The sequence below is a fragment of the Providencia sp. PROV033 genome (genome assembly GCF_028484855.1).
GTDB lineage: Bacteria > Pseudomonadota > Gammaproteobacteria > Enterobacterales > Enterobacteriaceae > Providencia > Providencia alcalifaciens.
Genome location: NZ_JAMPSW010000112.1, coordinates 1 through 10,066, shown reverse-complemented (window position 1 = coordinate 10,066; position 10,066 = coordinate 1). Strand labels below are relative to the sequence as shown.

At 41.0% G+C, this 10,066-nt stretch carries 9 protein-coding genes; 3 read left to right on the top strand and 6 right to left on the bottom strand.

The window, feature by feature from the left end:
• Positions 1-94 precede the first annotated feature (94 nt).
• The 6 genes from PSF16_RS15030 to yfbV all read right to left on the bottom strand — a co-directional run bounded on the left by PSF16_RS15030 (position 95) and on the right by yfbV (position 4,748).
• Complete coding sequence (locus tag PSF16_RS15030; protein WP_006660278.1) at positions 95-358, bottom strand: hypothetical protein; 264 nt, start codon at positions 356-358, stop codon at positions 95-97.
• A 29-nt stretch (positions 359-387) separates the two neighbouring features.
• Complete coding sequence (locus tag PSF16_RS15025) at positions 388-813, bottom strand: hypothetical protein (protein ID WP_006660277.1); 426 nt, start codon at positions 811-813, stop codon at positions 388-390.
• Between the two features lie 175 nt (positions 814-988).
• Positions 989-2,818 (bottom strand): SLC13 family permease, encoded by a 1,830-nt coding sequence (locus tag PSF16_RS15020; RefSeq protein WP_272689553.1) that lies wholly within the window; start codon positions 2,816-2,818, stop codon positions 989-991.
• Positions 2,819-2,905: 87 nt separating this feature from the next.
• Positions 2,906-3,580 carry a sugar phosphatase gene (locus PSF16_RS15015; protein WP_272689552.1) on the bottom strand — a complete coding sequence of 225 codons (675 nt, stop codon included), beginning with the start codon at positions 3,578-3,580 and terminating at the stop codon, positions 2,906-2,908.
• A gap of 57 nt (positions 3,581-3,637) precedes the next feature.
• The gene (locus PSF16_RS15010; RefSeq protein ID WP_006661359.1) at positions 3,638-4,132 is read right to left on the bottom strand and encodes a YfbU family protein; all 495 of its coding nucleotides are present in this window, start codon (positions 4,130-4,132) and stop codon (positions 3,638-3,640) included.
• A gap of 160 nt (positions 4,133-4,292) precedes the next feature.
• Entirely contained in the window at positions 4,293-4,748 is a 456-nt protein-coding gene (gene yfbV / locus PSF16_RS15005) for a terminus macrodomain insulation protein YfbV (RefSeq protein WP_154601844.1), read from the bottom strand.
• Positions 4,749-5,333: 585 nt separating this feature from the next.
• Between yfbV and ackA the strand changes: the two genes are divergently transcribed.
• The 3 genes from ackA (at position 5,334) to PSF16_RS14990 (ending at position 10,014) form a co-directional block, all read left to right on the top strand.
• The gene (gene ackA, locus PSF16_RS15000; protein WP_272689551.1) at positions 5,334-6,536 is read left to right on the top strand and encodes an acetate kinase; all 1,203 of its coding nucleotides are present in this window, start codon (positions 5,334-5,336) and stop codon (positions 6,534-6,536) included.
• A gap of 66 nt (positions 6,537-6,602) precedes the next feature.
• A complete protein-coding gene (gene pta / locus PSF16_RS14995) occupies positions 6,603-8,747 on the top strand; it encodes a phosphate acetyltransferase (protein ID WP_006661357.1) in 2,145 nt (714 codons plus the stop codon).
• Between the two features lie 139 nt (positions 8,748-8,886).
• Positions 8,887-10,014, top strand: a complete 1,128-nt coding sequence (locus PSF16_RS14990) for a hypothetical protein (protein WP_036962973.1) — start codon at positions 8,887-8,889, stop codon at positions 10,012-10,014.
• The last annotated feature ends 52 nt before the right edge of the window (positions 10,015-10,066 follow it).

The following is a 10,066-nucleotide window of genomic DNA, read 5'->3' as shown; positions in this document are numbered from 1 at the left end:
GTCCTGTTCAGCTTGATGTACACTTCCACTTACTCATCTACAATATCGTTTACTTAGATGTTCGTGATTTTTATCATAAAACATGATGAGTCATTCATGCTTTATTTTCAATTGAAACAGGATAATGGACGTATAAATTTTCAGATTCGCCATTGATGCCAAGAATCACTTTTCCTTCATCGGCTCTTGTCATCGAGCAATAAAATTTGCTCTTTGTATGATAGCGTTTTCCATCTTCTGTTGTTATATCTACATACCAGTGATTATAAGAATCCTCGGTATCTAGCTCGTAACTGAACCACATAATATTATCTATCTTTATTTTATCGGATATATCATGATAAATAGTATACGCCATTTTATTTCATTCTGAATTAAAGCTATTTATTATAAAACTTCAATCAATTCTGTCTTGCATCCTGATGATGATGAAAATGCGATATATAATGTTTTCGCCGTACCATTCACACCAATAATTGCATCTAAAGAATCATAGAAGGCATAAGAACAACGAAATCTATCTTTCGTTCTAAAAACTCGCCCACTTTTAGTATGCATGGTCATATCCCAATAGTCATACCGATCCAGCTGTCCCATAGCCGTTCGTATGAAAAACACTTTTTTTAGCTCTGTTCGATCCGCAATATTTGATAATTCAACTGTTGTTAACATATGTCTCGTTTTATCAATCATACCTGAAACATAATGTTCTAATCGAACAGAAACTAATTCTTCACCCCAATAGTTTTCGAAAGTACAAAAACCATCATTTCCATAAACTACCACTTTCTCTTTTGTTATTTCAGTATTCATTATTACCTCACCATAATTATCTGTTAATTTTAAGGAATGTTCCGGTAATAAAAATAACAATATTCTGCAGGTAGGCGGTAATGGATTAAATATTACGAATTGATCTTTATCATCATGGGTAGTAAGTTTTATTGAGTTTAATAGCGCCTTAATAAAGTAGGCGCTATTGATTTAATTAGAATGGGAACAAAATAGGGATCACAGCCACACTGATAAACATCACGATAATCGTAAAGGGAACTCCCATCTTTAGAAAATCGGCAAACTTATATCCACCAGGTCCGAGCACTAAGGTATTGACAGGAGAAGAAACCGGTGTCATGAATGCGGCGGATGCCGCGATACCAATGACCATAGCGAATGGCAGTGGCGAGACTTCCATTTGACGCGCTGCGGCAATCGCAATAGGAGCCATTAATACTGCGGTTGCCGTATTTGAGATAAATAACCCAATCGTTGCACAGAGTATAAATAAGCATACCAGCATTACATGCGGACCCAATCCTCCCGCGACCTTCATTAATGCATCAACCGCTAAGGCTATCCCGCCGGTTTCTTGTAATGCAATTGCAAACGGCATCATCCCGACAATTAAAATAATGCTCGGCCAGTGAATCGATTTGTACGCGCTTTCCATATCAATACAGCGAAATTTCCCCATTAATAAGCAGGCAATTAACGCTGCAATAAAGTTAGGGATTTCATTGGTAACCATCATCGCTACCATGAGCGCAAGGCAAAATAATGCATGAGGGGCTTGTGAGGCAGCTGGGGCTACCGCCTCAACTTCAGCGGCTAAGTTCAATACAATAAAATTACGCGGTTTGGTCGATAGAATACGAATTAATTTCCAATCACCGATGACCAGCAAAATATCCCCTAAGCGCAGAGGCTCATCCACTAGTTTGCCATCGAGGGCCTTTCCATCGCGGCGTATCCCCACGACGTTTAAACCATATCGGGTACGAAATTTAATCTCTCGTAAACTTCTACCCAATAATTCTGAGTCTGGGTTCATAGACACTTCCGCCATCCCCACATCCCTTGATTGTTCGGAAAAATAATCTCCACGTAAGATCATTGGCTCAAGAAGTTGTTCACTACAAAATTGACGCAGCTCATCGTCAGTCACTGAAATATCAATCAGCAAAACATCGCGCTCGCGTAGCTCAGTCCCTCCCGTTGCACTCACCATTACACGACGAAACTTGCGCCAGCGTTCAATCCCTACCACGTTCGCGCCGTAACGGGAACGCAAATGAAGCTCATCAAGCGTGTGTCCAATCAGTGAAGACCCTTTACGAATAGCTAACCGACGGGCACGCCCCGCCAGTTTATAATCGCGGATCAAATCACGGAAATTACGCTGATATTTTACGGGTTGTTTATCGGGTTCATTGCTTCCTAGCCAGCGACGAGTCAGCCACATATAACCAATGCCCGCCAATAAAATGAGGAGTCCAATCGGGGTAATTGAGAAAAATTGAAAGCTGGGTAGCCCTCCACGAACTAATTCGCTATTCACGACCATATTCGGTGGCGTAGCGACTAACGTCATCATGCCACTGATCAGACCGGCAAAGCCTAATGGCATCATTAATCGACTAGGGGATGTTTTCATCCGTGCAGCAACACTGAGCACGACGGGAATGAAGATGGCGACAACGCCAGTAGAACTCATGAATGCACCGAGTCCCGCCACCGTCATCATTAAAAAGACAAGCATTTTACTTTCGCTGCTGCCTGCAACTCGGACGAGCCACTCCCCCATTTGGTAGGCAATTCCGGTACGAACCAGACCATCTCCGATGACAAACAGAGCGGCAATCAATAAAACGTTAGGATCCGCAAAACCCGCGGTTGCCTGCTGTAATGTCAATGTATCACTCAATACAAATGCAACAATGACTAATAAGGCAACCACATCCATGCGAATTTTATTGGTCGTAAATAGAACAACCGCGATCAATAGTAGGGTTAATACCCACAGCAATTCTCCGTTCAAAATATCCCCTTTCGACGAAAAAAAACAGGCTAAAGATTTTAGTTAGTTAACCATGTTTTTAAGAGGATTTCTTTGATTAGATCGTAATTAGGTGTTTTTCGATACGAAAAGCTCAAAATAACCGTTATTGTCAGGTCCAGTCACGGAGATTTGCTCTAATGTACTAATAATCGCAGAGATTTCATCTCGTCGAGGCATACCTTCTGGTGCATGAACAGCAATCACTTGGCAACCTGCACTTAGTGCAGAATGAATACCCGCGGGCGCATCTTCGAAAGCGATGCAGTCTTCAGCTGGGAGAGACAGGCTTTTCGCCCCTAATTGGAAAGGTTCTGGGTCTGGTTTACCTTTAGAGACTTTTTCAAAAGTGACCCAATGTTTAGGTTCAGGCAAGCCGGCGGCGGCTCGGCGTCCGTGAGCGATTGGCACTGTTCCTGATGTCACAATCGCCCAAGGCGCACCTAATTTATTCAGTGAAGATAACAGCGCTATTGCCCCTGGCAGCGCAACAACGCCGTCCATATCTTCACTTTCCATTTTTTCTAACCAACGAAAATGGCTTTGTAGCTCTTCTTCGCTTGCATGAGGTAAAAAATGACGCAATGTCGTCATCGCAGGTTTTCCATGGATATAATCGATAATTGCTTGCTTATCCTCACCAATTCTATCGCCAAATAAACACCAACAGCGCTCAACAACAGCGAGTGAATCCGCCAATGTTCCATCGAGATCGAATAAAAAACCTTTTGCTTTTAACTTCACATTGAACCCTTTTATTTACCTAATGCAAATATGCTCTGTGTTTTACCTAAAATACGGTTACGCATTTAAAATCTGAGAAATCTCGACCGCTGAAAGATGATATTGACGAGGGCAAGCTTGCCAAATTTTCAGCATTCTTAAATATTTATCCCACATTGGCGTTTGAGAGTTAAAACCGTGAGTACCGCTGTCAAAGTGCGTATAACGCCCTTCGGTATTCACCATAAAGCGTACATAGCTCAGATAACGAGCCTCTGTCGCCGCATCAAAGCCTAAAAATTGCACACGGCGCTCATCGACTCCATGTTTATCTTCCATGTTGCCGTAGGAAACCTGCAATGCATGGTACATTTCCATCACATCAATGACAGTACGGCACGTTTGTTCACTCAACTCACCAAAATCTCTATCCAGTTCGCGCATTTGCAAACCGAATCCACGCTCAACTATTGTTTGAAGACGACGGTAACGCTCTGCGTTATCAGGGTCTAGCATGGTCATCATTTTATATTGATTGGATATAATTAAGCGTTCAGCGTTGGTCATTTCCATCACAGCTCTCCATAAATAATTTACTGCCATCTTCGCATTCAATGTTAATAATGCACAGATGAAATATCATTTTTATTGATCTAAACAACTATTTTGTATTAGTTATTGTTAAATAGAGCTTTGTTGTTAGACCTGACTTTAATTAGGATCAAAAATAACGTTAGATATCTTCCATAAAAGTGTGATCTAACTGCTTGAATGCTTTTTTCAATAATTCGGCTAGCGCCAGATAGTCCGGCTGTTGTTCGATAGGCGCCATTGCAATTCCCGCTTCAGTAAATTTATCGCGGATTTCATAAAACCAACTCAATAACCCTGCAGGTAATGGCGTAACAGCACGTTTGCCTAACCACCATAACCCTTGCATTGGCAAGCTACAGGCGAATAGCGCTGTGGCAACCGCAGGTCCTAACTGCCCACCTAAGGCGATTTGCCAAGCGAGCGTAAATATTGCAATTGGCGGCATGAAGCGGATCCCAAACCGGATCGCTTTATTGATACGTAGCTCAGGAAACAGCGGTGTTAGCTTTTTTTCCATAGGAAAAACCTTCAGATAGTGATTCCCTAATCTGAATCGTTTAAAAAAACCTGGAGGGGTACTTTGCATTGTGCTCATCAATAAATTTCCTACTACCATCACAAAAACAATATCAATCTTTGGCTAGCTTACGTCAAATTGAGTATGAACGCACACTCAGTTTTTAAGTTCATTTTCACAAATTTAGCTTTAATCCAGCTAACTTAAATGAAACCCACTATTCTAGTGAATGCATAACTTACCGCTATAACTACACTTTATATGGTATTTATGATTTTAATCAACCAAACGCCCTATTTTTAAAAAAAACATATAAAATATAAAATAGTTTTAGTAGAATCGACCGCAATTAGAATGACTACCGGGCTATGTTGCTTAATAGTTCTCTTTAATAAGTAAACAACAGTGATATATTGGGGCTCTGCACGTTATTTCAACACGATGCCGTGACTTATTTTTCACAGTTATTTAACAGCATTACGTAACGTTTGCTACAGAAAACCCTGTAAAATCATCGACCCATGTTCTTTTTTGCACATATCATGATATCAATCATGAATTGGTCGGATATAAATACGCTAGGCTCTAGCGACTTACATTTTTCAACTAAGTCTGTGTGTCCTGATAACGGGCTTCACAACATCAACTAAGATAGGTATTTCCATGTCAAGTAAGCTGGTACTGGTTTTAAACTGCGGTAGCTCCTCACTGAAATTTGCAATCATCGATCCGACTAATGGAGATGAATTTCTATCAGGTTTAGCTGAATGTTTTAATTTGCCTGAAGCTCGTATTAAATGGAAAATGGACGGCGAAAAACATGAGGCACCTTTAGGCGCAGGTGCTGCGCATAGCGAAGCATTAAATTTCATCGTGAATACTATTCTTGCGGCGAAACCTGAACTGTCTGCTCAAATTTCGTCTATCGGTCACCGTATTGTTCACGGCGGCGAAAAATTCACGTCTTCTGTGGTGATCGACGATGAAGTCATCGCAGGTATTAAAGCGGCAATCCCATTTGCACCTTTACACAACCCTGCTCACCTGATCGGTATTGAAGAAGCAAGAAAATCCTTCCCTCACCTGATCGGTAAAAACGTCGCTGTATTCGATACTGCATTCCATCAGACAATGCCTGAAGAAGCTTATCTGTATGCACTGCCATACGAATTATACTCAGAGCACAGCATTCGTCGTTATGGCGCACACGGAACTAGCCACTACTATGTTTCTCGTGAAGCAGCGAAAAAACTGAACAAACCAGTTGATGAACTGAACGTTATCACTTGCCATTTAGGTAATGGTGGTTCAGTATCAGCAATCGTAAACGGTAAATGTGTTGATACATCAATGGGTTTAACTCCATTAGAAGGCTTAGTAATGGGTACTCGTAGCGGCGATATCGACCCTGCGATTATTTTCCATTTACATGATTCATTAGGCATGAGCGTTGACCAAATCAACAAAATGCTGACGAAAGAGTCTGGCTTACTAGGCTTAACGGGTGTGACTAGCGACTGCCGTTATGTTGAAGATAACTATGGCACCAAAGCGAATGCAACCCGCGCAATGGATGTATTCTGCCACCGTTTAGCAAAATATGTTGGTGCGTACAGTGCGCTGATGGAAGGACGCCTTGATGCGATTATCTTTACTGGTGGTATCGGTGAAAACTCCGCACAAGTTCGTGAAATCACATTGAAGAAATTAGCTATTCTTGGTTTCGAATATGACCACGAGCGCAACTTAGCGGCACGTTTCGGTAAAGAAGGTGTCATCACCACCGATAACAGCCGCCCAGCACTGGTTATCCCAACGAATGAAGAGTTGGTGATTGCCCAAGATGCTGCACGCTTAACAGCATAAAGACTTTCTTGCCGCCAGCCTTATGCTGGCGGTACTGCTTTAGAGTAACCAAAAAACGAGGTTCCCGTGTCCCGTACAATTATGCTAATTCCTACTGGCACCAGCGTTGGTTTAACCAGCGTCAGTCTGGGTGTCGTTCGCTCAATGGAACAAAAAGGTGTCCAGCTGAGCGTATTTAAACCAATCGCACAACCACGCGTTTCAGGTAATAAAGACCAAACCACCGAAGTTTTACGTTCACACTCCAGCATCACGACCATTGTTGAACCTTTAACAATGGAATATGTTGAATCTCTTCTGACATCATCTAAAAAAGATATTTTGATGGAAGAGATTGTGGCTCGCTACCACGAGCACACCAAAGATGCAGAAGTCATCCTGATCGAAGGTTTAGTCCCAACGCGCAAGCACTCTTTTGCTCAATCATTGAACTACGAAATTGCGAAAACCTTAGGCGCAGAAATTGTTTTCGTTACCGCGCCAGGCAACAGCTCAATTCAGCAAATGCAAGAACGTTTAGAGCTGGTTCGTAACGAGTTCGGTGGTCAACGTAATGAAAATATCATCGGGGTTATCGTTAATAAAGTTAACGCACCTGTTGATGATCAAGGTCGTACTCGCCCTGACCTGTCTGAAATTTTCGACGATTCGACCAAAGCGACGGTGGCTAACATCGATGCGAAAGCGCTCGAATGTTTGAATCTGCCAGTATTAGCGACGATCCCTTGGAACTTTGACCTGATTGCCACCCGTGCAATCGATATGGCAAAACACTTAAATGCACAAGTCGTTAACGAAGGTGAAATCAACACTCGCCGCGTTAAATCAGTAACCTTCTGCGCACGTAGCATTCCACACATGCTGGAACACTTCCGCCCAGGTTCACTGTTAGTGACTTCCGCAGACCGCCCTGACGTACTGGTTTCAGCCTCTTTAGCCGCAATGAACGGTGTAGAAATCGGGGCTATCTTATTAACAGGCGGCTATGATATCGATGCACCTATTCGCAAACTTTGTGAACAAGCATTCGAAACGGGCTTACCTGTGTTTATGGTGAACAGCAACACATGGCAAACTTCGCTGAATCTGCAAAGCTTCAGTCTTGAAGTACCTGCTGATGACCATGAGCGTATCGAGAAAATTCAAAACTATGTGGCTCGCCACATTAGCAGTAACTGGATTGAATCTCTGGTTGCTGATTCTGAACGTCCAAACCGTCTGTCTCCTCCAGCGTTCCGTTATCAGTTAACTGAACTGGCTCGTAAAGCAGGCAAACGTATCGTCCTGCCTGAAGGTGATGAGCCACGTACCGTTAAAGCGGCATCGATTTGTGCTGAACGTGGTATCGCGACCTGCGTATTGTTAGGTAATCCTGATGATATCCGCCGTGTTGCAGCATCTCAAGGTATCGAATTAGGCGCTGGTATCGAAATCGTTGACCCAATTAAAGTTCGCGAAGAATATGTTGCGCGTTTAGTTGAGCTGCGTAAGAGCAAGGGCATGACCGAAGTGGTTGCTCGTGAACAATTGGAAGATAACGTTGTTCTGGGTACATTGATGCTAGAAAAAGGTGAAGTAGATGGACTGGTTTCTGGTGCGGTTCATACCACAGCAAACACCATTCGCCCACCATTACAGTTAATCAAAACTGCACCAGGTAGCTCATTAGTCTCTTCTGTATTCTTTATGCTGCTGCCAGAACAAGTCTTTGTTTATGGTGACTGTGCAATTAACCCAGATCCAACTGCTGAGCAACTGTCTGAAATCGCGATCCAATCTGCCGATTCAGCAAAAGCCTTTGGTATTGAACCTCGTGTTGCGATGATTTCATACTCAACGGGTAATTCCGGTGCGGGTAGTGATGTTGAAAAAGTTCGTGAAGCAACGCGCTTAGCACAAGAAAAACGCCCAGATCTGATGATTGATGGTCCGTTACAGTACGACGCGGCGGTTATGGCTGATGTAGCAAAATCTAAAGCGCCAAACTCACCTGTTGCGGGTAAAGCCACTGTATTCATCTTCCCTGACTTGAACACCGGTAACACCACTTATAAAGCCGTACAACGTTCTGCGGACTTAGTCTCTATCGGTCCAATGCTGCAAGGTATGCGTAAACCAGTTAACGACTTATCTCGTGGTGCTCTGGTAGACGATATCGTTTACACCGTTGCACTGACAGCAATTCAAGCTGCACAAAACGAAAACGCATAATTTTCGTTATTAGGCATTACGTTAAAAGGTCAATCAGGAAACTGATTGACCTTTGTTTTTTCATCGCTATTTGAAAATAACATTTTCCCTTTTTCATATCATGATCCTCTATGTTTTCACAAGAGTATTGAGGATGGTTATGATTATCCCCCAAAGAGTCAGTATTAAGTTTAAACAGATAAAATTAACTGACCATTTTAAAGATACTGCTAAAAATGAGTTTTCCCGTAATATAATCGGCATTAAAAATATTCAAGAAGCCGAAAAAGGTGTTTGTTATGGATTAACACATGCTTTCTTATTTTATGCTCATGCAAATGATGAAAAAACATATATAAAAAATCTGGCGCGCGCATTAAAAAAAACACATAACGCCAAGGGAAACATTCGCCATTATCACACTTTTTTAAATGACGCTTTTTGTCAAATAATTGATAGACAAAAATTAATTGATTATAGTCTACATATTGACCACGCCATAAAAAATTTTGATTTTTCAAATGACAGCAATGAGTTAAAACAAAGAAATATGCTTAATTCTATCAATGCAGTACTTTTTAAAAACGGTGCCTTATTACTGAATAATATAGGGGAAGATAATGCTATTAATTTAAAAAAATTATTACATCAATTATATTTTTATACCTATTCCACATCGAAAAATGCCAAGAAGAACGTATTAAAAGGAAAAAGTCATTTTGAACTTAATTTAATGAAACTAACAGCTCGAGAAATTAAGAAAAAATGTTCTAATTTTACACTAACTGATTTATCACAGATCGGCATTAAACCGTTTTTTGAACTGGTTAAAAATCACCAGAAAAAAATCATTAAGCATCAAATAACACAAAGAAATAACCAATATAATATAAAGTATGACACCTATACGATTATTGATAACAATGTAAAATTAAATCCACAAAATTATATAACCTTTGAAGAATTTAAACAGCGAATTAATAATCGACTACAACAACAAAAGGATACCATTTGTGATTTTCTAACGAAAGATCATGCTATGGGGATTACGATTAAACATATCAACAATAAAATCATATTCAAGTTCTTTGAACCTAATAAAGGCCTTTATATCACAGCGAAGAAGAAAAATTTTTTTAGTCTCATTGAAAAAATAATATCTCAGCAAGAATGCTTAATGAATGAGAAAAATGAGCCAATCATCGAGGTTAATACCTCCTACGCCGATAAACTTCATCAATATCCGCTGCCGAATAAAATCAACAAGCCAAAATTTTATAAATCATAAAATATAAAAGGACTACCTTGGTAGTCCTTTCTTCTCATATCCGAGCTTACTC

Coding starts and splice junctions, on each gene's coding strand:
- PSF16_RS15030 (WP_006660278.1), bottom strand. CDS start 358: ATGGCGTATACTATTTATCATGATATATCCGATAAAATAAAGATAGAT.
- PSF16_RS15025 (WP_006660277.1), bottom strand. CDS start 813: ATGAATACTGAAATAACAAAAGAGAAAGTGGTAGTTTATGGAAATGAT.
- PSF16_RS15010 (WP_006661359.1), bottom strand. CDS start 4,132: ATGGAAATGACCAACGCTGAACGCTTAATTATATCCAATCAATATAAA.
- yfbV (WP_154601844.1), bottom strand. CDS start 4,748: ATGAGCACAATGCAAAGTACCCCTCCAGGTTTTTTTAAACGATTCAGA.
- ackA (WP_272689551.1), top strand. CDS start 5,334: ATGTCAAGTAAGCTGGTACTGGTTTTAAACTGCGGTAGCTCCTCACTG.
- PSF16_RS14990 (WP_036962973.1), top strand. CDS start 8,887: ATGATTATCCCCCAAAGAGTCAGTATTAAGTTTAAACAGATAAAATTA.